Raw genomic sequence first — 20,253 nt, forward strand, 5'->3', positions numbered from 1 at the left:
ACCGCTGCAAGAACCCGCGCCGTCGTGGGCTACGTTCCACCTATGGACCGGGTTCTGGACTGGATCGACGAGGGTACGGCGCTGTGCCGCGGCGCACTGGCCGACCTGGAGGCACCGTCACTGCTGCCGGGGTGGTCGCGACGCCACGTGGCCGCGCACCTCGCGCTGAACGCGGAGGCCCTGGGCAACCTCGTGTACTGGGCCCGCACCGGTGAGGAGCGCCGGATGTACCCGTCCGCGGACGCCCGCAACGCCGACATCGAGAAGGCGTCGTCGCGGCCCGCCGAGGAGCTGCGGACCTGGTTCGACGAGGCGTGCGCCGTACTGCGGGCCTCGATGGTGTCGCTCACCGACGACCAGTGGCAGACCCAGGTGCTCACGTCCCGGGGCGCCCCGATCCCGGCCAGTGAGGTGCCGTGGATGCGGTCGCGCGAGGTGATGATCCATGCGGTCGACCTCGGCGCCGGGGTCACGTTCGCGCACCTCCCGAGCGACTTCCTCACCCGCCTGTGCGACGACATCCGCACCTCACGCGGCGACGTGCCGGAGGTCGACGGGCCGCTGCCGGAGCTCGCCGCATATTTGTCCGGTCGCCCGTACGCCGACGTCACGACCCCGGCCGGCGCTCCCGCGGAACCGCTGCCGGCCTGGCTCTAGGAGTTCCGCGCTGTGAACTCTTCCCAGGCTTTCGGGTCGTAGTCGGGGAGGCCGCGGACGTACGTCATCCACGTGTCTCGGTCGATCTCGCCGGTGATGCGGGCGCGGTACATCCGCAGGTACTCCGCGTCGTCCGGCGACATCGGATCACCGGCCCGGGAGCCGACGCGGCCGTCGGTCAGCTCGCGGACGACGTCCGCGTGGCCGGTGTGCCGGGTGGTGTCGAGCAGGACGGTGAGAATCATCTCGCGCAGCGTCACGGTGCTCCCGCTGTGATGCGTCCCGGTCACCTCCAGGTCGAGCGCCCCGACCACCCGGGCGGCCGCCGTGCACGCCCGCTCGTACGCCCCGACAAGCTCGGCCACGGACTCGTCCGGCGTCGCCCACAGATCGAGCCCGAAGAACAGCTCCTCGTCGTCAGGCACCCCACCCAGCCGATCCGCGGCCTGCTGCTGGCCGAACGACTCCACCAGATAGCCGTAGGTGATCCCGGTCAGGTGCTTCACGATGCCGATCAGGTTCGTGCCGGTCGGCGTCATCGGCCGCCGCAGGGCGTCGTCGTCCAGCCCCTCGACCTTCCAGAGCAGCGAGCGTTGGACCTCAGCGAGGTGGTTCAGCAGCAGTGTCTTCTCGGGGGTCATTCAGGACACGGTAGCGAAGGTGGGTGACATCTCGGTCTGTCAGTTGACGTACGTTCTCCAGTTCGATGCACTCCGCTGGGAGGTTGTCGAACAGCCGGCGGCCCTGGCCGAGCAGCACGTTCACGACGTGTAGTTCGATCTCGTCCAGCAGGCCGGCGCGGAGCAGCGCCTGGGCGGCACCTGCGCCGTGGACCATCACGTCGCGGTCGCCCGCCGCGGCTTTCGCCAGCGCGGCGCATTCGGCGACGTCGGTGACATACCGCGCGGTCCCGGGAGGTACGTCGTCCGGGTGGTGGGTGAGGATGAACATCGGTACGCCGTCGTGGTGGTCGCCCTGCCAGCGGCCGGCGTGTTCGTACGTCCGGCGCCCGGCGATCAGCGCGCCGGTGGCGAGTGCTTCGGCATACACCCGGCCACTCGGGCCGTCGGAGTCGCGGTCATCGAGCCAGTTGAACAGCCGGAAGCCGCCACGGCCCATCGGCTGCTCGGCGCTGTCGTCCGGCCCGACCACGAAGCCGTCGACCGAGACGCTCATGTACAAACGGATCATCCGATGCCTCCGGAGCGGAAGGTGTTGGTGGGATCGTACTTGCGTTTGAGAGTCAGCAATCGCTCGTAGTTCACGCCGTGGTAGGCCCGCGTGGGGACCTCGGGATCGGGGAAGTTCGGATACGCATGCCCGGACGCGTGCGGATGCGCGACCGACCACGAGCGGCGTACGGCGTCCCGATCGGGTCCGGTGTGTTCGAGGAGGAAGCGTTCGTCGCGGTGCGCGAAGGCGGTCGCGTCGGCCGGGACGCGGTTGTAGGCGCCGCCCATCGGGGTGAAGTTCAGGTCGCAGCCGGTGCCGAGCAGGTCGGCGATCACGGCGCGGGGGAGTGCGGTGTGGACGAACTCCGACTTACTGTGCACGACGCGGCCGTCGCCGTCCTCCGACAGGCTCGCCTTGAGCGCGGGCCAGCTCAGATCATCCCGCACCTCCAGCTCCCCGTCCGCGAATGGCCCGCGATCGAACGCACCCAGACTGGCCCCGAACACCTCCACGCGATCACCCGCCACTGCCAGACTCGCGGTCACGTCATCGGCCGCATCCGGCGCCCAGTCCTGCCAGGCCGCGATCACGTCGGCGGCCCGCTCCCGCGCCCACCTGATCCGGAACCGCGTCGCGGCCGGCGACGGTACGGCGTCGAACACCAGCGACGTCACCACCCCGAACCCACCGCCCGCACCCCGCAACGCCCAGAGCAGCTCGTCGTCCCCTCGCACAACGTTGCCGTTAGCAAGCACCACCGTCGCGTCGGCCAGCCGGTCACACGTCAACCCGTACCGCCGCCCCAATAGCCCGAGCCCACCGCCGAGCGTCAGCCCCACAATCCCCACCGTCGCCCCACACCCAGCCGGAAGCGTCAGCCCATACTCGTACAACCCCCGATAAACCCCCACAAGCCGCGCCCCGGCTCCAACCGTCACTCGGCGGTCCTCCACGGACACGCCGTCCATTGGAGACAGATCGATCAGCAGGCCGGTGGTGGATGAGCGTCCGGCGAAGCAGTGCCCGCCGCCTCGCGGCGCGACCGGAAGACTTCGTGATCGGGCGTACGCGAGAGCTTCCGCCACATCATCGGGAGACGCGCAGCGCGCGATCGCCCGCGGGCGGATCTCGGCGTACCGCGGTTGCGCCGGCCTCCGCAAGCCGTCGTACAGCTCGTGGTCTGCCCCGATCAGCTCCATGACGCCGACGCTAGGGCAGCACCCGCCCGGCGCGCTTGAACGAAACGTGCGCCCAGGAACGGCGCCCACGACGCGGTGTGGTCATGCCCGCAATCGCACCGGTCCGCCTTGTCCCCGAGCAGATCGCGCGGCGTCACCCCGGCCAGCCGTACGCACTCCCGGGTGAGATGCGCATGATCGGCGTACCCGACCTCAGCCGCCAGATCCGCCAGCCCACTCCCGAAACCGGCCTGCGCCAGCGCGAGGTACCCCTGGAAGCGCAACGTCCGCTGCAGCGTCTTCGGCCCGACCCCGGTCGCGGTCAGGCAGCGCCGCCGCAACTGGCTCTCGGACAGCGCCAATTCGTCCGCCAGCGTCGCGATCGCGGCCGGCTCCCACGGCATCAACCGCCGTACCAGCTCCGCGACCACCGGATCCGGCCGCAACTCCCGCCCGGCGAGCCACCGCTGCACCCCTAGCAGCGCGAGCCGCGGACTCGCCGCCCCCGCCACCACCGACCCGATCGCGTCCGCCACCGGCCCCCACAGCTCGACCGCGCAATCCACCAGCTCATCGGCCGGTACGCCGAGCAGCCGTGTCCCCGCGCCCGGCATGAACCGGACGCCGACGATCGTCGTCCGCGGCGGGATCACCTGCAGGTGCGCCCGCGTCAACGGCCCGATCAGCCGCGGTACGCCGCCGACCGGGCAATGCAGCTCGACACCACCCGTCGGCAGATCCCGCTGCGGGTACGGCGCCGCCCCGGTGCGCTGGACCCAGACCGTACGGACGAGACCGGCCAGTGCGGGCTCCGGCGCGCTCTCGTCGTACGTCTGGGTCATCAGACCTCGATGTGCGAGCCGATGATGATCGTGCGGTCGCGGGGGAGGCTGAAGGCCTCGGCGGCGTCCGCGGTGATGTGGGACGTGGCGAGGAAGAGTTGCTTGCGCCAGCCCGCCATCGTCTTGGCCTTGCCACGGCGGAGCTCGATCTTCGACAGGAAGTACGACGCCTTGTCGAGGTCGAGCGGGCCCTCGGACTGGGCCGGATCCAGCAGCGCCAGCGCGGCCGGTACGTCGGGGCGCTCCATGTAGCCGAACTTGATCGTGACGTGCGTGATGCCGTCGTCGCCGTACCCGAGGTCGTTCACCGTGACCCGGTCCTCGTCGGCGACCCGCGGCACCGGCTCGGTGTCGATCGCGACGATGACCACGTGTTCGTGGCGGACCTCGTTGTGCTTGACGTTCGCGCGCAGCGCCAGCGGGGTGCTGACGCCACCGCGGTTCAGGAAGATCGCCGTACCCGGGACCGTCCGGACCGCGAGCTTGCCGGAACTCAGCTCGTCGATGAACTCCTGCAGCGAACCCTCGGCCCGCTCCCGCTCCTGAGTGACGACCTCACGGCCGCGCTGCCACGTCGTCATCACGGTGAACGCGGTCAGCGCGATCAGCAGCGGCAGCCACGCGCCGTGCAGCAGCTTGGTCAGGTTCGCCGCGATGAACAGCCCGTCGATCAGCAGCAGCGGCGTAGCGCCGGCGATGATCACCCACTTCGGGATCTTCCAGCGGTAGTGCGCGACGTAGAAGAACAGCAGGGTGGTGATGCTGATCGTCCCGGTCACGGTCATGCCGTACGCGTACGCCAGCGCGGCCGAACTGCGGAACGCGAAGATCAGCGTCAGCACCGACACGAACAGCAGCCAGTTGACGAACGGTACGTAGATCTGGCCGATCGTGGTCGCCGAGGTGTGCGTGACCCGCAGCCGCGGCAGGTACCCGAGCCGGGCGGCCTGCGCCATCACCGAATAGGCGCCGGTGATCACGGCCTGCGACGCGATCACGGTCGCCGCGGTCGCGAGCAGTACCAGCGGCAGCCGGCCCCAGCTCGGGACCAGCAGGAAGAACGGGCTGCTGATGTTCTCGTGGTTCTTCAGGATCAGCGCGCCCTGACCCATGTAGCTGAGCGTGAGGGCCGGCAGGACCAGGAACAGCCAGCCCCGGCTGATCGCCTTCCGCCCGAAGTGGCCCATGTCGGCGTACAGCGCCTCGGCGCCGGTGATCGACAGTACGACCGCCGCGAGCGCGAAGAACGCGATGTGGAAGTGCCCGGCCAGGAAGCTGACCGCGTACGTCGGGGAGAGCGCCTTGAGGATCTGCACGTGGGTGAAGATGCCGCCGATCCCGGCCGCGCCGATCACCGCGAACCAGACGATCATCACCGGCCCGAACGCCCGGCCGATCGACTCGGTGCCGCGGCGCTGGACCATGAACAGCCCGATGATGATCACCGCGGTGATCGGGATGACGTACTCGCCCAGCGACGGCTGCACCGTCTTGAGGCCCTCGACCGCGGACAGCACCGAGATCGCCGGGGTGATCATGCCGTCGCCGAAGAACAGCGACGCGCCGAACAGGCCCACGGTCGCCAGTACCGCGGCGGCCTTCCGGCCCGGGTGCGTCTGGCGCCACTTGCGGAGCAGCGTGATCAGCGCAACCACGCCGCCCTCGCCGTTGTTGTCCGCGCGCATCGTGAGCAGGATGTACGTGACGGTGACGATGATCATCACCGACCAGAAGATCAGTGAGACCACGCCGTACACGTTGTGGTCGCTGAGCGGCACCGGGTGCGGGTCGGCGGGGTTGAACACCGTCTGCAGGGTGTAGATGGGGCTGGTGCCGATGTCGCCGAACACCACACCGAGCGCGCCGACGACCACGGCGAGCTTGGCCGTGTCGTGGAAAGCGCTGGGTCCCGTCGGTTGCCCAGGGTCTTCGTCGGTGCTGGGCACTTGCTGATCCGTCACGGCACCGGACGATACCCGCCTTGGGAGCTATCGGAGCGCATGTCGAGCAGTTGGGTCCGGCTCCGACGTACCGGGTATGACTGCCGAGCGGGTACTGCGCACGTACGTGACGCTGGTCGCGGTGTCGACCGGGGCATCGTCGATGATCTGGGGCATCAACACGCTGTTCCTCCTGGACGCCGGCCTGAGCGTCGGGCAGGCGTTCGCCGCGAACGCGTTCTTCACCGCCGGGATGGTGCTGTTCGAGGTACCGACCGGGGTCGTCGCGGACACGATCGGCCGGCGTGCGTCGTACCTGCTCGGGACGGCGACGCTGATGGGTACGACGCTGCTCTACCTGTGCCTGTGGCGGGTGCACGCCGGGTTCGGGTGGTGGGCGCTGGTGTCCGGGCTGCTCGGGTTCGGGTTCACGTTCTTCAGCGGCGCGACCGAGGCGTGGCTGGTCGACGGGCTGCACGCGACCGGATACACCGGGTCGCTGGACGCGGCGTTCGCGAAGGGGCAGGTCGCGAACGGCGTCGCGATGATGGCCGGCTCGATCGGCGGCGGCGTACTCGCCCAGGTGACCAACCTCGGCATGCCGTACGTGGCCCGCGCACTGTTGCTGACGGCCACCTTCGCGGTCGCGTGGCGCGCGATGCGCGACATCGGCTTCACCCCCAAACCACGGGCATCCGTCCGCGCCGAGATGACCACCATCGCCCGCGCCTCCATCCACCACGGCCTCCGCAACCCCCGAGTCCGCTGGGTAATGCTCGCCGGTCCCTTCACCGCCGGAGTCAGCGCCTACGGCTTCTACGCCGCCCAGCCCTACCTCCTCCACCTCTACGGCCACACCACGTCGTACGCCGTAGCCGGCCTGGCCGCCGGCGTAGTAGCCGCCGCCCAAATAGCCGGCGGCCTCACAGCCCCCCTCTTCACCAAACCACCCCAATCCACAACCGCTAGGCCCACCACACAACCCGCCCCGCAGCGACGCGGAGAGGCCGGCACCTCAAGCAGGGTGGCTCCTCAGGAGCCTGCCCCGACCCCGGGACTGGCTCCTCTCCAACCCGCCCCGGAGCGGAGCGGAGGGGCGGACAAGCGGGTTGGGGTTTTGATGGGAGCGATTGTGGTGTCCGGGGTGGTGATTGCCGGGATTGGCTTGGTGGGTGCGTTCTGGGCTGCTCTCGTCCTGCTGATGGTGTGGGGCACGATGTTCGCCGCGATGGTCCCCATCCGCCAGGCCTACCTCAACACCCACATCCCGTCCGCACAGCGCGCCACCGTCCTCTCCTTCGACAACCTCATCGGCTCCGCGGGCGGCGTCGTCGTACAACCCGCCCTCGGGCGCGCCGCGGACGTATGGGGCTACGGCCCGGCGTACCTCGTCTGCGCCGTCGTCCAACTGCTCGCCGTACCCGTCCTCGCCCTCGCCCGCCGTAAACCGGTCGAGACCGCCGAGCCCCAACCTCTAGCCTTGCGAGCGTGACGGCGCGACTGATCATCATCAACGGCGGCTCGAGCTCCGGGAAGACCGGGATCGTCCGCTGCCTGCAAGCAGTACTCCCCGACCCGTGGCTCGCCCTCAGCGTGGACGACTTCGTCGACGCGCTCCCCGCGGTGATGGACGGCGGCATCGAATTCGGCCCCGACGGCGAGGTCACGGTCGGCCCGGCTTTCCGCACACTGGAAGCCGCCTGGACCGCCGGCATCGCCGCAATGTGCCGCGCCGGCGCCCGGGCGATCGTCGACGACGTGTTCCTCGGCGGCACCACCTCCCAACAACGCTGGCGCGACGCCGCCGGCGACCTGCAAACCGTCTTCGTAGGCGTCCACTGCACCCCGTCCATCGCCGCCGGCCGCGAACTGGCCCGCGGCAACCGCACCCGAGGAATGGCCGAGCAACAGGCGTACGCCGTCCACAAAGGCATCACGTACGACATCGAGGTAGACACCTCAAACACCGAGTCGCTCACCTGCGCCCACCAAATCGCCGAACACCTCAAAAGCTGACCCCCACCCAACCGCGCAGGCCACAAACAGTCCCGCGCCTCCCACCGAGCCCGTCCACCAGCCCGCCACCTACCTCAAGAGCTGACAACCCCCACAACCGGGCGATTCGCAGCCCGGCCCGCACCTCAAGAGTCGGCAACTCTCGCGCAACGGGTGGGTCGCGTGCAGGCCTACGCCTTCCCGCTGCGAGCATCTGCCAGGCTGCCGGTACCTCAGGAGCTGACGCCCCTCGCCCACCCGGGCGGGCCGCGGGCAGGCCCGAGCGCCCGTCGCGAGCGTCCGCCGGATGCTGGGTACCTCAAGTGCTGATAACCGTCGCGCAACTGCGTGGGTCGCGGGCAGGCAGGTGCTTCCTGCGGCGTGCGTCCGCCGGTTCGTCGTCGGCCTCAGGAGCTGACGCCCTCGCCCGAGCGGGCGGGCCGCAGGCAGGCCCGAGCATCCCGTCGTGTGCGGTCGCCGGGTGCCGGATACCTCGAGAGCTGACAGCCCTCGTCCAACTGGTCGGGTGCACGCACGTCCTCGCCGCGTGCACCCGCCAGGCGCCGGCCACCTCAGGAGCTGACCGCCCTCGTCCAGCCGGGTAGGCCGCAGGCGGGTAGGCACCTCCCGCGGTGCGCGGCGTGTGCCCGCCGGATCGTCGGCTATCTGACGAGCTGACCACGCTCACGCGACGGGCGGGTGTTGTGGGGGCGGCGACGCGGGTACGGACGCGTTCTAGTTCGGTGGTGATTGCGGAGGCGTGGGCGGTTTGGAGGGTGGTGAGGGCTGCTTGGACGGTTTTGTATTTGGGGAGGGTGCGGGCGAGGCGGACGTCGCGGGAGGCTTCGGGGCGGTTGCGGTGGTGGCGGAAGGTGAGGAGTTCGATGGTGTCTCGGGCGCCGAGGTCTTGGGCGAGGTTGGATTCTTCGGCGCGGGTGATGAGTTGGAGGCGGAGGGATTCGAGGCGGATGATCTCGGCGTTCAGGGCGTCGAGGGCGGGCAGGACCTCGTGGTTGCCTAGAGCAACTACTGAGCGTCCGCCGAGAACATCCATGCCTGCAACTCTAGACACTGCCTCCGACAGTTTTCAAAGCTGGGATCGCCTTGTTTTTAAGGGAAATAGTTATCCACAGATTTTAGGCTGTCGACGGCGGCGAGGGTGTGGATGATTCGGGTGCGGTGGTCGGCGGCGACGGTGGTCTCGTTGTCGCCGGCCAGGATTCGGCGGATTGCTTCCAGGTGGACGGTGCGGACGGCGGCGACGGTGAGGGCTGCGGTCAGTTGTGGGTCTGGTACGCCGGTGAGCTCCATCGCCTCCGCGACTGCCTCCTCGATGTGTTGGAGCAGTTCGCGCGCTCGCGCCTGTAGCGGTCGCGACTCGGCCACTACCTCCCAGAATCGCCGGTACCGCGCGCGGATCGTGGACAGTGGATGCCCCTGGTCGGACAGGCTGATCAGCAGTTCCGACAGTGCCGCGACGGCCGACGTACCGGCTGGGCGGTTGTTGATCGCGGCAACGACCAGTGCCTCGGCCTCCGGGTAGCGGTCGAAGAGCAGGTCTTCCTTGCGGGGGAAGTGCGCGAAGACCGTCGGCCGCGCCACGTCCGCGGCCTCGGCGACCTCGGACACCGACACCTCGTCGAATCCGCGCTCCAGGAACAGTCCGGTCGCCACGTCGGAGATCCGCGCCCGGACCTCGGCCTTCTTCCGCTCGCGGCGGCCCAGATGCTCCACGCACCAACCATACTGGATAAAAAGATGTACCGGGTATGGTTTCAAGAGGTAAGGTGCTCACCATGGTTTCCATCGGGGTGAACTACGACACGGGTTTCGTGTACGGCGCCCGCAACACCCGCCGGCGCTTCGACGCCGCCGCAGTACGCAACGACATGGCCGTGATCGCCGAGCAGCTGCATGCTCCGGCGGTCCGGATCTCCGGCGACAACCCGGACCGTCTGACGATCGCCGCCGAGGCCGCGCTGGCGGCGGGGCTCGACGTCTGGTTCTCGCCGATGCCGACCGATCTCGAACCGGCCGACCTGATCAGCTACCTGGCCGACTGCGCCGTCCGCGCCGAAGCCCTCCGCACCACCAACGCCGAAGCCACGCGCACCAAAGAACCCGAAGTAGTAATGGTCCTCGGCTGCGAGTTGACCCTGTTCTGCAAGGGATTCGTCCCGGGGGAGACCTCCCAGGACCGCATCGCGCTGATGTCGGACCCCGCGACCTGGACCGACCCCGCGAAGGTCGTCGAACTGCAGGCCGGCCTCGCCCGCTGGACCGGCATCCAGCAGGAGCTGACCGTCGCCGCCCGCAAGGCGTTCGGCGGCCGGATCACCTACGCGGCGGGAATGTGGGAAGACGTCAACTGGGACCTCTTCGACATCGTTGCCGTCGACGCGTACCGGGACGCCCACAACGCGGCGACGTTCGCCGACGAGCTGGCGTCGCGGGCGAAGTGGGGCAAGCCGGTGGTGGCGACCGAGTTCGGCTGCTGTGCGTACCGCGGTGCAGCCGGCCGCGGCGGGGCCGGCTGGATGATCGTCGACCCGGCGTCCGACCCGCCCGCGCTGAAGGGTACGTACGAGCGACGGGAGGAGGAACAAGTGGAGTATCTGATCGACCTGGTCGAGGAATTCGATCGGATCAACCTCGCGGCCGCGTTCTGGTTCAGCTTCGCCGGCTTCGAACTGCCGCATCGTCCGGACGATCCGGCCCACGACCTCGACCTGGCGGCGTACGGCCTGGTCGCCGTGGACGACGACGGGAACTGGACGCCGAAGCAGGTCTTCGGCAAGCTCGCCGAGCTGAACGCGGACAGCTGATGGACCAGGCGCGGCTGGGTGCGACCGGTCTGCGGGTGTCGCGGATCTGTCTGGGGATGATGAGTTTCGGTACCGGCGGCGCGCGCGAGTGGCATCTCGACGAGGAAGCGGCCGAGCCGATCGTACGACGTGCGGTGGACGCGGGCGTAACGTTCTTCGACACCGCGGACGCGTACTCGAAGGGCACCGGCGAGGAGCTGACCGGGCGGCTGCTGCGGAAGTTCTTCGCGCGCCGCGAGGACTACGTGCTGGCGACCAAGGTGTACTACCCGACCGGCCCCGGCCCGAACGACCGCGGCCTGTCCCGCAAGCACATCCTGGACGCGATCGACGCCTCGCTGCGCCGGCTCGGGACGGAGTACGTCGACCTCTACCAGATCCACCGCTGGGACGACGAGACGCCGATCGAGGAGACGATGGATGCGCTCGCCGACGTCGTCCGGGCCGGGAAGGCGCGATACCTCGGCGCGTCGAGCATGGCCGCTTGGCAGTTCGCCAAGGCACAAAGAGCGGCCCGGATCCCGTTCGTCGCGATGCAGAACCACTACAACCTCGTGTACCGCGAGGAGGAGCGCGAGATGATCCCGCTCTGCGTCGACCAGGGCGTCGGCGTGATCCCGTACAGCCCGCTCGCCCGCGGGCTGCTGGCGCGGACCGGCAGTACGGCGAGGGCAGGCAGCGACCCGGTAGCCGCCGATCTGTACGGCGCCAACGATCGCGAGGTCGTCGACGAGGTCCACGCGCTGGCGGCCGAACGCGACGTACCGCCGGCGCAGATCGCGCTTGCCTGGCTGCTCGGGTCGTCCGGGGTCACCGCGCCGATCCTCGGGGCGACGAAGACCCGGCACGTCGACGACGGGGTGGCTGCGGTGGGTCTGGAGCTGTCGCAGGCGGAGCGGGACCGGTTGGAGGCGCCGTACCGGCCGCACCCTGTCTTGGACTGACAGGTACATTCGAGCTGTGCTGACAGCGAAGGGTGCGGCGACGCGGGACCGGATTGTGGCGGCCGCCGCCGCGGAGATCCGGGAGCGCGGGATCAGTGCGGTCAAGCTGGACGACGTCGGCCGGCGCAGCCGGACCGGGAAGAGCCAGCTGTTCCACTACTTCCCGGACGGCAAGGAGCAACTGCTGCTCGCGGTCGCCGAGCGCGAGGCCAGCCAGGTGCTCGAGGACCAGGAGCCGCACCTCGGGCAGCTGACCAGCTGGGACGCGTGGCACGACTGGCGCGACGTCGTCGTGGAGAAGTACCGGCGGCAGGGCGTGAACTGTCCGCTCGGCGTGCTGATCACCGAGATCGGCCGCCATACCCCGGCCGCGCAGGCGGTCACCGGGCAGCTGCTCGCGCAGTGGGAGCGCCGGCTGCAGGACGGCATCGAGGAGATGCAGGCGGCGGGCGAGATCCGTGCCGACGTGGATCCCGCCCGCGCCTCGGCCGCGCTGATCGCGGCGATCCAGGGCGGCGTCGCGATCCTGATGGCGTCCGGTTCCGCGACACATCTGGAGTACGCGCTCGACCTGTGCCTGGACTACCTCAGCGCCAGTTGACCACCGGCGGCCGGTAGCCCGCCGGCTTGTCCGCGACCTTCGCGCCCGCGCTGACCATCCAGCTCTGGTACTCCGGCGTGAACATCCGGTACACCGACGCCGGCGGTACGGCGCTCGCCGCGTCGAGCCGGGCCCGCGCCGCGGCCGGGAGCTCGAACCCGAGCGCGTCGATGCTCGACCCGAGCTGCGCCGGGTTGCTCGCGCCGACGATCGCGGACGCGATACCGGGCTGCGTCGCGGCCCAGTTCACCGCGACCTGCGCCATCGTCACGCCGAGGTCGTCCGCGACCTCGCGCACCGCCGGCAATACGTCCCACTGCCGATCGGTCCAGCTCTGCCCGGCCGCGCCGTCCCCGGTCAGCCGCCCCTCGCCGGCCATCCGCTGCGCGTCGTCGCGCCGGTACTTCCCGGTCAGGAAGCCGGCGCCGAGCGGGCTCCATGCGGTGACGCCGAGCCCGAGTTGCTGCGCCATCGGCACGTGCTCGGTCTCGATCGCGCGCTCGATCAGCGAGTACGGCAGCTGCAGGCTGACCATCGGCGTCAACGAGTGCGTGTCGGCCAGCGTCTGCGCGCGGGCGGCGTACCAGGACGGTACGTCGGACAGCCCGGCGTACCGGATCTTGCCGGCCCGGGAGAGGTCGTCGAGGGTTCGCAGTACCTCGTCGACCGGGGTGATCCGGTCCCAGGTGTGCAGCAGGAACAGGTCGACGTAGTCGGTGCCGAGCCGGCGCAGCGAGTCGTCGAGCGCGCGGATCAGGTGCTTGCGGCTGTTGCCGCCGGCGTTCGGGTCGCCGGTGTCGACGCTGTTGGTCGCCTTGGTGGTGAGCACCATCCGCTCTCGGACGCCGGCCTCGGCGATCAGCCGGCCGACGATCCGTTCGCTCTCGCCCGCGGTGTAGAAGTCGGCGGTGTCGATGAAGTTGCCGCCGGCATCGATGTAGGCGCGGAAGATCGCCCGCGCCTCGTCCTCGGTCTTGCCGTACGGCGCGTGGAACCCGTCCTGGCCGAAGTTCATCGTGCCCAGGGCCAGCCGGCTGACGCGCAGTCCGGACCGGCCGAGCAGGTAGTAGTCGTCAAGTGCCATGACCACAGGGTTGCTCGGCAAAAATGGACCCGCAAGTACAAACTGCTACGTCGCCGTGTAGCCGCCGTCGACCGGCACCACGGCACCCGTCACGTACGCCGCCGCGGGGGAGGCGAGGAACGCGTACGGCGCCGTGATCTCGTCGACCGTGGCCCGCCGGCCGAGCGGCGTGAACGTCGCGATCCGCCGGTCCGACGCCGGGTCCTCGTGCGCGGTGACGCTGTCCATGATGTTCGCGACGTACCCCGGGGCGACCGCGTTCACCCGGATCCCGTGCTCGGCCCACTCGGCCGCGAGCGTCCGTACCAGTTGGTTGATCCCGCCCTTGCTCGCGGCGTACGGCGCCAGCGTCGGGATCCCGACCTGCCCGGCGATCGACGACGTCATCGTCACCGACCCGCCCCGCCGGTGCGCGATCCAGTACCGCGCCGCCGCCTGCGCCGGGAGGAACGCGCCGCGCAGGTTCACGGTCAGGATCCGGTCCCACTCGTCCGGCGTGTACTCGACCGCCGGCTTGATGATGTCGATCCCCGCGTTGCAGACCAGATGATCCAGCCGTCCGAACGCATCCACCGCCGCATCCACCAGCAACTGTGCAACGGCCTCGTCCCCGACGTCCCCGGCCAGCGCCACCACCCGCCCCGGAAAGTCCGCCCCCAACCCCTCCACGGCGCCCGCCGTCTCCTCGGCCGAGTAGCCGTTCACCACCACCGCGGCCCCTTGCCCGAGCAACACCCGCGCGATCCCGAGCCCGATCCCACGACTCGACCCGGTGACCACCGCCACCTGCCCCGCCAGCCCGAAAAGTTCACCCATGCGCCAAACGGTAGTGCGTGAAAGGATTTCGGCGTGCACCTGACTGAACAGCAGCGGAGTGAGCTCGAGCGGTTGGCGGAGTCGGTGGTGCCGGGGGTGGGGTGGCCGCGGCGGGTGGTGGGGTTTGTCGAGCGGGTGTTGACCGAGGACCGGCCGGACTGGCGTGGTCGGGTCGAGCAGGCGTTGGACGGTGGCGACCGGGGCTGGCTGACGAGACTGGTCGCGCAGGGGTACTACGCGGAGCCCGACGCTTGGGAGCGGGTCGGGTGGCGGACGGGGGAGTTCGCGGCGGTGCGGACCGCGTTGGCGGTGACGCCGTGGGAGGGGATCGCGGAGCGGTACGACTGTGTGGTGGTCGGGTCCGGCGCCGGGGGTGGTGCGGCGGCGCAGGTGCTGGCGGAATCGGGGCGTTCGGTGCTGGTGGTCGAGTTGGGGGGTTATCCGTCGACGGAGGCGCTCGCGCACGATCACCTGCGGAATCCGCGGGCGACGCTCGGATTGCCGGCGCCGACCGATCCGGATCCGGCCGGGCGGCCGCGGGTCGCGGTCGTGGACGGCGTACGGCAGCAGGTGTTGCCGCCGGACGGTGCGTGGGGGAACAACGCGTTCACGGTCGGCGGCGGTACCCGGGTGTACGGCGCGCAGGCCTGGCGGTTCGTCCCGCGGGACTTCAGGATGGCCACGACGTACGGCGTACCCGACGGCAGTTCGCTCGCGGACTGGCCGATCTCGTACGACGACCTGGAGCCGTACTACTCGTTGGCGGAACAGCGGTTCGGGGTCAGCGGCGGTGGTACGGACCCGTGGCACGCGCCGCGGTCGATCCCGCTACCGATGCCGCCGATGCCGCGGACCGTGGCGGCGGACCGGCTGGCCGGCGCCGCGGAGCGGTTGGGGTGGGGGACGCTCGACGTACCGCTGCTGATCAACTCGGTCGACCACCAAGGGCGCTCGGGTTGTGTGCGGTGCGGGCAGTGCGTCGGGTTCGCCTGCCCGGTCGAGGCGAAGGGCGGTACGCACAACACGGCGCTCCCGGCCGCGTTGGCGACCGGCAACTGCACGCTCGTCGCCGGGGTCACCGCGGAGCGGCTGGTCACCGATGGCCGCGGTCGTGTGGTCGGTGTCGCGCTGGTGTGTGCCGACGGCCGGCGGACGGTGGCCTGCGACGAGGTCGTGGTCGCGGCCGGTGCGTCGGAAACGCCGCGGCTGCTGCTGAACAGCGCCCACGACGGCGAGCCGCACGGGATCGGCAACAACCAGGACCAGGTCGGCCGCCATCTGCAGGCCCACGTGTACGCCGGTGCGGTCGGGCTGTTCGCCGACGAGGTGGCCGATCTCGTCGGGCCGGGGGTGTCGATCGCGACCTGCGACTTCCGGCACGGGAACGACGGGATCGTCGGCGGCGGGATGCTCGCGAACGAGTTCGTCCCGACACCCGCGGCGACGTACGACTATCTGACCGCGGCCGGGCTGATCCCGGCGGCCGGCGCGGACAGCCTGCGGGCGATGCAGCACGCGGTACGGCGGATGCTCCGGGTGGTCGGGCCGATCCAGGAGGTGACGTCGGCGGAGTCCCGGGTGCGCGTCGATCCGTCGGTCGTGGACCGGTACGGGAACCCGGTCGTGGTGACGAGCGGATCGATCCACCCCGAGGACGCCCGCGCGCACCGCTTCCTGAGCGCGAAGGCCCAGGCCTGGCTGGAGGAGGCGGGCGCGGCGCGGACGTCAGCAGGTGAACTCGGAAGCCTGGGCCGTCCGAGCACCGGCCAGCATCAGGCCGGGACGTGCCGGATGGGCGACGACCCGGCCCGCTCGGTCACCGACCCGCGGGGCCGGGTCTGGGGCCACGACAACGTGTGGATCGCCGACGCCTCGGTGCACGTGACCAACGGCGGCGTGAACCCGGTCCTCACGGTTCTGGCCACCTCGCTCCGGACGGCGGCCGGGATCGTCGGCTAGCTAGCCGACCCGGGAGATGCCGACGCCGCTGCGGGCCTCGCGGCCGTACTTCGTGATCTCGGCGGCGAGGTCCAGCCGGGCGATGCCGGTCTTGTTCCGGTCGTCGTCGGTGAGCAGGCCGGCCGGGATGATCCAGACGATCTCGAACTCGAGCCCGTCGGGGTCCTTGCCGTACAGCGACTTGGTGGTGCCGTGGTCGGACGCGCCGACCAGCGCACCGGCCGTGCTGAGCGCCCCGGCCAGGGACTCGAGGTCGCCGAGGGTGTCGACCTCCCAGGCCAGGTGGTACAGCCCGACGCTGGTCCGCCCGGCACCCGACGGCGCCGCCTGGGAGCCGATCTGGAACAGGCCGAGGTCGTGGTCGTTGGTGGACCCGGGAGCGCGCAGGAACGCCGCGCCGGGGATCGCGTCGCCGGTCTCGGTGTACCCGAAGCCGAGCACGTCTCGGTAGAACGCGACGCTCGCCTCGACGTCACGTACGTACAACACCGCGTGGTTCAACCGGAAGATCGCCATGTCCACCATGGTAGTTGAAGACTCAACTTATTTCTAGCGGCGGCGCCTGGCCTTCTTCTGGGGAGCCGGGCGGGGCTTGGCCTTGGCCTTTGTCTTGGGCAACGCGGGTCCACGGGAGCTGTTCACCGTGCGCCCGCGGACGATCCCGATCAGGTGCTCGACCAGGTCGCCGGTCTCACCCTCGGGCCAGCTGAGCGCGACCTGCGACTCCGGTACGCCGGTCAGCGGCCGGTAGGTCAGATCCTTGCGGTGGTGCAGCCGGGCCAGCGACTGCGGCACCACCAGCAGGCCGGTGCCCATGGCAACCAGCTCGACCGCGTCGGCGGTCCAGGCCGGGCGGTCCGCGATCAGCCGGCCGGGCGGGGTCGCCCAGTCGAGCGCGTCGTCCTGCGGATGCAGCATCAGCTCGTCGGCGAGGTCGTCGACGGTGACCTCGTCGGCCGCCGTGATCAGGTGGTCCTTCGGGACCACGACGACGGTCTGCTCGACGTACAGCGGGATCGCGTGCAGGCCGGTGCGGTCGATCGGGAGCCGGAGCAGTACGGCGTCCAGTTCGGCGCGGCGGACCAGGTCCGGTGCCTCGGCGGGCGCGACCTGGACGAGCTCCAGCGGGACCCGGGGGAGTCGCTCCGCCCAGATCCGGGACCACTTGGCGGGCGTCACGCCGGGGACGTAGCCCAGCCGGAATCCGGTCACGGACCTGAGGTTACCGGGCCGCACCCACTGCGTTGTGTGCGACGAGGCGGTCGTTACGCTGCTGCCATGACGGCGCGTAAGACCCAGACGATGAAGCCCGCCACTGCGGCGAAGAAACTGGACGTGTACCTGCCGGCCACGCCGGCCGAGTTCCAGGACGGCGTCGTGTCCCGGGACGAGCTGAACGCGCTGCAGACCGACCCGCCCGAGTGGCTGCGCGAACTGCGGAAGAACGGCCCGCACCCGCGGTCGGTGGTGGCTGCCCGGCTCGGCGTCTCGATCAGCGGCCTGGCCCGCGCCGGAATCACCGAGGCGCTGACCACCGAGCAGATCGAGGCGATCCGCGCCGAGAACCCGGACTGGCTCGAGCACGAGCGCACCACCCAGGCCGAGGTCCGCCGCCAAGAAGCCGAACAGAAGCGCAACCGCGCCTAGGGCGTGGCTCCTGATCCCACGCCTACTGCGGGGCACCCGGCGCCGGGCGCCGGGTCGCCCTCGTGCGGCACCAGGTAGAGGTCGTCGCCCCGAACAGTCCCGACGATCCGGGTCCGTACGCCGCCCCAGAGCAGCACGCCTTCGTCCGGCGGCTGCCCGCCGCCGCCCGGGTAGAACGCGGAGCGGTCGAGCACGATCCCACGTTCGGGATCCACGGCGACGACTGTCGCGTCCCACTCCCGAACCGAAGCGTCTCCGAGGTCCAGCCGATGCGTGTGGCCGTGCTGATCAGCAGTCATGATCACTTCACTGTGCCACAGCCGTGCCAGAGCTGATCCCGGGCGATCGGACACTGTCACCCAGGGGGTGGGGGCCATGCAGATCATCGAGAACAGCATTGTCGGGACACGGTCGGCCGTACTGCGGCTGACCCGGCGGGCCGGGGGACCGAAGATCGTCGTGTTCCCGATGCTGCACGTCGCGGAGCCGGAGTTCTTCCGCGAGGTCGAGACCCGGCTGCGGGCGTGCGACCTGCTGATCGTGGAAGGCATCCAGGGCGAGTCGACGGCCGTCGAGGGCCTGACGATGACGTACCGGGTGCTGCCGGTTGCCGAGGACTCGGGGCTGGTCGAGGACGACATCCCGTACGGCGATCTCGGCGTACCGTTCGTGGCGCCGGACCTGACCGGGGCCGAGTTCCAGGAAGGCTTCCAGGAGTTGTCCTGGCAGACCAAGGCACTGACCTGGGCGGCCGTTCCGGTGGTGTCGATCGGGCAGTTCCTGGCCGGCCGCCGGGCGTTGCTGTCGCCGAACATCGAGGTCAACGACCTGCCGACCCGCGAGGACGAACTGCGCGGCGACCAGTGGGACCGGTTCCTCGACCTGATCCTGGACCGCCGCGACGGCCGCGCCGTCGAGGCCCTCGCCGGCGTTCTGAAGGAACGTGGCGACGAGGACCTCGAGGTGGCCGTCGTGTACGGCGCCGCGCACGTGCCCGGCATCTTGCGCGGGCTCTACAAGCTCGGCTACCGGGTCGTCAGCGCGGAGTGGCTGATGGCCGTCAACGCTGCGCAGTAGGCCCGTACGGGAACAGCCCGTCCGGGTCGTATGCCTTTCGGACCGCGGCCAGCCGGGCGAACGTGTCCGCCGGCCACGACGCCTGGTACGAACCCGGCAGCGCGAACCCGCCGGCGAAGTTCACCGTGGTCTCCGCGCTCACCCACGGCGCCAGCTTGCCCAGCAGCCCGTCGACCGTTGCCGGAAGCACCTTTTCGAACAGGCTCGGGTCCGGTACGCCGATCAGCGTCATCGTGCACGCCCCGCCGCGCCCGCCGACCGCGCTGCCCTCGGGGACGTCGCGCTCGGTCGCGCCGCCGAGGTGCCGGACCTCGACGGCGATCAACGGCAGCTGCTGATCCGGGCCGGCCACCTCCAGGAACGCCTTGACGAAGTCGGCGTCCAGCTCGTCGAGCATCAGCCCACGGTCCCAGGACGGCGTCGGGTCCTTCGGGTCGTTGTGGATCAGCGCGATGTCCGCGGCGGGCATCTCGCCGACCGCGTCGATCAGCGTCGCGCCGGCGTCCCGGATCGGCTGGAACAGGCGCTTGCCCTCGGCGGCATCCCCGACGTACGCGAACCGGACGCTCAGGACGGTCTTGCCGCGCAGCGGTGCCGGGATGAACTCGAGCGGCGGCAGCCGCAGTACGACGACCGACGAGTTCGCCTCCTCGGGAAGCGTCTTGGTCCACTCGGCCCAGACGCCGAACACCGGCGCGATGTGGTCGGCGTCGAAGAACACCGAACCGCCGTACAGCGTGCTCAGCTCGACCAGCGCGAAGTCCATCGCGGTGACGATGCCGAATCCGCCCTTGCCGCCGCGCAATGCCCAGAACAGCTCTTCGTTCTCGGTCGTACTGGCGGTCACCGCGCCGGTGGCCGTCACGACCCGGAAGCTCCGCGCCCAGTCGGACGAGAAGCCGTACGTGCGGGCCAGCGGGCCGAGGCCGCCGCCGAGTGTGTACCCGATGCAGCCGACCGCGTCGGAACCGCCGGTGATCGGTGCGAGCCCGTGCGGTGCGGCGGCCGCGATCACCTCGGCCCAGCGGGTGCCCGCGTCGATGTGGGCGGTCTGCGTCTCGGCGTCGACGGTGACGCCGGTCATCCGGGTCGTGGTGACGACGATCCCGCCCTGCATCGGGTTCGGGATGCCGTGGCCGGTGGCGAGCACGCGGACCGGCGTACCGGTCTCGGCGGCGGCCCGGACGACGGCGGCCGCGTCGTCCTCGGACGTCAGCCCGACGACGACGTCGGGCGTGTGCGTCACGGACAGGTTGAAGCCGGACAGCTCCTCGGCGTACCCGTCGTCGGTCGGCGTCAGTACCGGTCCGGCGACTTCGGTGCGTAGCCGGTTGATCAGTTCTTCAGTCATGTTTCCCCTCCTGCGCGGCAGTTTTTCAGCAGCTGGGGTCATGCTCTAGCAGAGGGAAAAACACGCCTGAGAAGGGGGCCGACTCGACGGTAATAGGCCAAGCCTGAAAGCCTGTGCGCGCAACGGCGATCCTGTTGCGCGGACGCAGGGTGAGACACGGAGGC

Annotated in this window: 22 protein-coding genes; 10 read left to right on the forward strand and 12 right to left on the reverse strand. The window is 70.3% G+C overall.

Translation table 11 applies throughout. The annotated features are described in order from the left end of the window. Positions 1–42 precede the first annotated feature (42 nt). Positions 43–657 (forward strand): maleylpyruvate isomerase family mycothiol-dependent enzyme, encoded by a 615-nt coding sequence (locus ACXJJ3_RS40190; RefSeq protein ID WP_458167272.1) that lies wholly within the window; start codon positions 43–45, stop codon positions 655–657. Here the strand turns inward: ACXJJ3_RS40190 and ACXJJ3_RS40195 are convergent. From ACXJJ3_RS40195 to ACXJJ3_RS40215, 5 genes are read right to left on the reverse strand one after another with little or no spacing between them, the layout of a single operon-like run. Then, positions 654–1,298, reverse strand: coding sequence for a DinB family protein (locus ACXJJ3_RS40195; protein ID WP_458167273.1), 645 nt, complete (start codon positions 1,296–1,298; stop codon positions 654–656). The genes ACXJJ3_RS40190 and ACXJJ3_RS40195 overlap by 4 nt on opposite strands. Next, a complete protein-coding gene (locus tag ACXJJ3_RS40200; protein WP_458167274.1) occupies positions 1,258–1,848 on the reverse strand; it encodes a dihydrofolate reductase family protein in 591 nt (196 codons plus the stop codon). The genes ACXJJ3_RS40195 and ACXJJ3_RS40200 overlap by 41 nt, the downstream gene beginning before the upstream one ends. Beyond that, positions 1,845–3,029 (reverse strand): FAD-binding oxidoreductase, encoded by a 1,185-nt coding sequence (locus ACXJJ3_RS40205; protein ID WP_458167275.1) that lies wholly within the window; start codon positions 3,027–3,029, stop codon positions 1,845–1,847. The genes ACXJJ3_RS40200 and ACXJJ3_RS40205 overlap by 4 nt, the downstream gene beginning before the upstream one ends. Further along, on the reverse strand, positions 3,020–3,850 hold the full coding sequence (locus tag ACXJJ3_RS40210; protein ID WP_458167276.1) for a DUF6597 domain-containing transcriptional factor: 831 nt from the start codon (positions 3,848–3,850) through the stop codon (positions 3,020–3,022). Before ACXJJ3_RS40210 ends, ACXJJ3_RS40205 begins: the two co-directional genes overlap by 10 nt. Further along, positions 3,850–5,811, reverse strand: coding sequence for a potassium transporter Kup (locus ACXJJ3_RS40215; protein ID WP_458167277.1), 1,962 nt, complete (start codon positions 5,809–5,811; stop codon positions 3,850–3,852). Before ACXJJ3_RS40215 ends, ACXJJ3_RS40210 begins: the two co-directional genes overlap by 1 nt. A 76-nt stretch (positions 5,812–5,887) precedes the next feature. Here ACXJJ3_RS40215 and ACXJJ3_RS40220 point away from each other — a divergent pair, with 76 nt between their 5' ends. The 3 genes from ACXJJ3_RS40220 to ACXJJ3_RS40230 all read left to right on the forward strand — a co-directional run bounded on the left by ACXJJ3_RS40220 (position 5,888) and on the right by ACXJJ3_RS40230 (position 8,806). After that, positions 5,888–7,282: an MFS transporter gene (locus ACXJJ3_RS40220; RefSeq protein WP_458167278.1), complete on the forward strand. Its 1,395-nt coding sequence runs from the start codon at positions 5,888–5,890 to the stop codon at positions 7,280–7,282. Then, entirely contained in the window at positions 7,279–7,806 is a 528-nt protein-coding gene (gene cpt, locus ACXJJ3_RS40225) for a chloramphenicol phosphotransferase CPT (RefSeq protein WP_458167279.1), read from the forward strand. The genes ACXJJ3_RS40220 and cpt overlap by 4 nt, the downstream gene beginning before the upstream one ends. Positions 7,807–8,575: 769 nt before the next feature. Then, on the forward strand, positions 8,576–8,806 hold the full coding sequence (locus ACXJJ3_RS40230) for a hypothetical protein (RefSeq protein WP_458167280.1): 231 nt from the start codon (positions 8,576–8,578) through the stop codon (positions 8,804–8,806). Positions 8,807–8,895: 89 nt separating this feature from the next. On the opposite strand, the gene ACXJJ3_RS40235 is transcribed toward ACXJJ3_RS40230, so the two are convergent. Continuing rightward, positions 8,896–9,519 (reverse strand): TetR/AcrR family transcriptional regulator, encoded by a 624-nt coding sequence (locus ACXJJ3_RS40235; RefSeq protein ID WP_458167281.1) that lies wholly within the window; start codon positions 9,517–9,519, stop codon positions 8,896–8,898. Between the two features lie 62 nt (positions 9,520–9,581). Here ACXJJ3_RS40235 and ACXJJ3_RS40240 point away from each other — a divergent pair, with 62 nt between their 5' ends. Genes ACXJJ3_RS40240 through ACXJJ3_RS40250 form a run of 3 tightly spaced genes read left to right on the forward strand, consistent with a single transcriptional unit; the run spans position 9,582 to position 12,155 of the window. Further along, positions 9,582–10,610: a hypothetical protein gene (locus tag ACXJJ3_RS40240; RefSeq protein ID WP_458167282.1), complete on the forward strand. Its 1,029-nt coding sequence runs from the start codon at positions 9,582–9,584 to the stop codon at positions 10,608–10,610. Continuing rightward, the gene (locus ACXJJ3_RS40245) at positions 10,610–11,554 is read left to right on the forward strand and encodes an aldo/keto reductase (protein WP_458167284.1); all 945 of its coding nucleotides are present in this window, start codon (positions 10,610–10,612) and stop codon (positions 11,552–11,554) included. Before ACXJJ3_RS40240 ends, ACXJJ3_RS40245 begins: the two co-directional genes overlap by 1 nt. 16 nt (positions 11,555–11,570) lie before the next feature. Beyond that, positions 11,571–12,155 (forward strand): TetR/AcrR family transcriptional regulator, encoded by a 585-nt coding sequence (locus tag ACXJJ3_RS40250; protein WP_458167285.1) that lies wholly within the window; start codon positions 11,571–11,573, stop codon positions 12,153–12,155. Here ACXJJ3_RS40250 and ACXJJ3_RS40255 read toward each other — a convergent pair. Both ACXJJ3_RS40255 and ACXJJ3_RS40260 read right to left on the reverse strand, forming a co-directional pair. Beyond that, positions 12,142–13,239 (reverse strand): aldo/keto reductase, encoded by a 1,098-nt coding sequence (locus tag ACXJJ3_RS40255; protein ID WP_458167286.1) that lies wholly within the window; start codon positions 13,237–13,239, stop codon positions 12,142–12,144. The genes ACXJJ3_RS40250 and ACXJJ3_RS40255 overlap by 14 nt on opposite strands. A gap of 45 nt (positions 13,240–13,284) precedes the next feature. Beyond that, on the reverse strand, positions 13,285–14,055 hold the full coding sequence (locus tag ACXJJ3_RS40260; protein WP_458167288.1) for an SDR family NAD(P)-dependent oxidoreductase: 771 nt from the start codon (positions 14,053–14,055) through the stop codon (positions 13,285–13,287). Positions 14,056–14,088: 33 nt separating this feature from the next. On the opposite strand from ACXJJ3_RS40260, the gene ACXJJ3_RS40265 reads away from it, so the two are divergent. Further along, the gene (locus tag ACXJJ3_RS40265; RefSeq protein WP_458167289.1) at positions 14,089–16,014 is read left to right on the forward strand and encodes a GMC family oxidoreductase; all 1,926 of its coding nucleotides are present in this window, start codon (positions 14,089–14,091) and stop codon (positions 16,012–16,014) included. On the opposite strand, the gene ACXJJ3_RS40270 is transcribed toward ACXJJ3_RS40265, so the two are convergent. Then, the gene (locus ACXJJ3_RS40270) at positions 16,015–16,530 is read right to left on the reverse strand and encodes a VOC family protein (protein ID WP_458167290.1); all 516 of its coding nucleotides are present in this window, start codon (positions 16,528–16,530) and stop codon (positions 16,015–16,017) included. A 33-nt stretch (positions 16,531–16,563) separates the two neighbouring features. Continuing rightward, positions 16,564–17,226 (reverse strand): LysR substrate-binding domain-containing protein, encoded by a 663-nt coding sequence (locus ACXJJ3_RS40275; protein WP_458167291.1) that lies wholly within the window; start codon positions 17,224–17,226, stop codon positions 16,564–16,566. Between the two features lie 66 nt (positions 17,227–17,292). On the opposite strand from ACXJJ3_RS40275, the gene ACXJJ3_RS40280 reads away from it, so the two are divergent. After that, entirely contained in the window at positions 17,293–17,661 is a 369-nt protein-coding gene (locus ACXJJ3_RS40280; protein ID WP_458167292.1) for a DUF5997 family protein, read from the forward strand. On the opposite strand, the gene ACXJJ3_RS40285 is transcribed toward ACXJJ3_RS40280, so the two are convergent. Further along, positions 17,658–17,960 carry a hypothetical protein gene (locus tag ACXJJ3_RS40285; protein ID WP_458167293.1) on the reverse strand — a complete coding sequence of 101 codons (303 nt, stop codon included), beginning with the start codon at positions 17,958–17,960 and terminating at the stop codon, positions 17,658–17,660. The two genes, ACXJJ3_RS40280 and ACXJJ3_RS40285, sit on opposite strands and share 4 nt — an antisense overlap. A 76-nt stretch (positions 17,961–18,036) precedes the next feature. Between ACXJJ3_RS40285 and ACXJJ3_RS40290 the strand changes: the two genes are divergently transcribed. Then, the gene (locus ACXJJ3_RS40290) at positions 18,037–18,738 is read left to right on the forward strand and encodes a hypothetical protein (RefSeq protein WP_458167294.1); all 702 of its coding nucleotides are present in this window, start codon (positions 18,037–18,039) and stop codon (positions 18,736–18,738) included. Here the strand turns inward: ACXJJ3_RS40290 and ACXJJ3_RS40295 are convergent. Continuing rightward, positions 18,722–20,089, reverse strand: coding sequence for an FAD-binding oxidoreductase (locus tag ACXJJ3_RS40295; RefSeq protein WP_458167295.1), 1,368 nt, complete (start codon positions 20,087–20,089; stop codon positions 18,722–18,724). The genes ACXJJ3_RS40290 and ACXJJ3_RS40295 overlap by 17 nt on opposite strands. Positions 20,090–20,253 lie beyond the last annotated feature (164 nt).

It is taken from the genome of Kribbella sp. WER1 (assembly GCF_054189145.1).

Bases quoted from the DNA above. Each gene is read 5' to 3' on its own strand.
- ACXJJ3_RS40195 (WP_458167273.1), bottom strand. From the start codon at position 1,298: ATGACCCCCGAGAAGACACTGCTGCTGAACCACCTCGCTGAGGTCCAA.
- ACXJJ3_RS40205 (WP_458167275.1), bottom strand. From the start codon at position 3,029: ATGGAGCTGATCGGGGCAGACCACGAGCTGTACGACGGCTTGCGGAGG.
- ACXJJ3_RS40255 (WP_458167286.1), bottom strand. From the start codon at position 13,239: ATGGCACTTGACGACTACTACCTGCTCGGCCGGTCCGGACTGCGCGTC.
- ACXJJ3_RS40270 (WP_458167290.1), bottom strand. From the start codon at position 16,530: ATGGCGATCTTCCGGTTGAACCACGCGGTGTTGTACGTACGTGACGTC.
- ACXJJ3_RS40285 (WP_458167293.1), bottom strand. From the start codon at position 17,960: ATGACTGCTGATCAGCACGGCCACACGCATCGGCTGGACCTCGGAGAC.
- ACXJJ3_RS40280 (WP_458167292.1), top strand. From the start codon at position 17,293: ATGACGGCGCGTAAGACCCAGACGATGAAGCCCGCCACTGCGGCGAAG.
- ACXJJ3_RS40200 (WP_458167274.1), bottom strand. From the start codon at position 1,848: ATGATCCGTTTGTACATGAGCGTCTCGGTCGACGGCTTCGTGGTCGGG.
- ACXJJ3_RS40260 (WP_458167288.1), bottom strand. From the start codon at position 14,055: ATGGGTGAACTTTTCGGGCTGGCGGGGCAGGTGGCGGTGGTCACCGGG.
- ACXJJ3_RS40290 (WP_458167294.1), top strand. From the start codon at position 18,037: ATGCAGATCATCGAGAACAGCATTGTCGGGACACGGTCGGCCGTACTG.
- ACXJJ3_RS40210 (WP_458167276.1), bottom strand. From the start codon at position 3,850: ATGACCCAGACGTACGACGAGAGCGCGCCGGAGCCCGCACTGGCCGGT.
- ACXJJ3_RS40240 (WP_458167282.1), top strand. From the start codon at position 9,582: ATGGTTTCCATCGGGGTGAACTACGACACGGGTTTCGTGTACGGCGCC.
- ACXJJ3_RS40295 (WP_458167295.1), bottom strand. From the start codon at position 20,089: ATGACTGAAGAACTGATCAACCGGCTACGCACCGAAGTCGCCGGACCG.
- ACXJJ3_RS40245 (WP_458167284.1), top strand. From the start codon at position 10,610: ATGGACCAGGCGCGGCTGGGTGCGACCGGTCTGCGGGTGTCGCGGATC.
- ACXJJ3_RS40220 (WP_458167278.1), top strand. From the start codon at position 5,888: ATGACTGCCGAGCGGGTACTGCGCACGTACGTGACGCTGGTCGCGGTG.
- ACXJJ3_RS40190 (WP_458167272.1), top strand. From the start codon at position 43: ATGGACCGGGTTCTGGACTGGATCGACGAGGGTACGGCGCTGTGCCGC.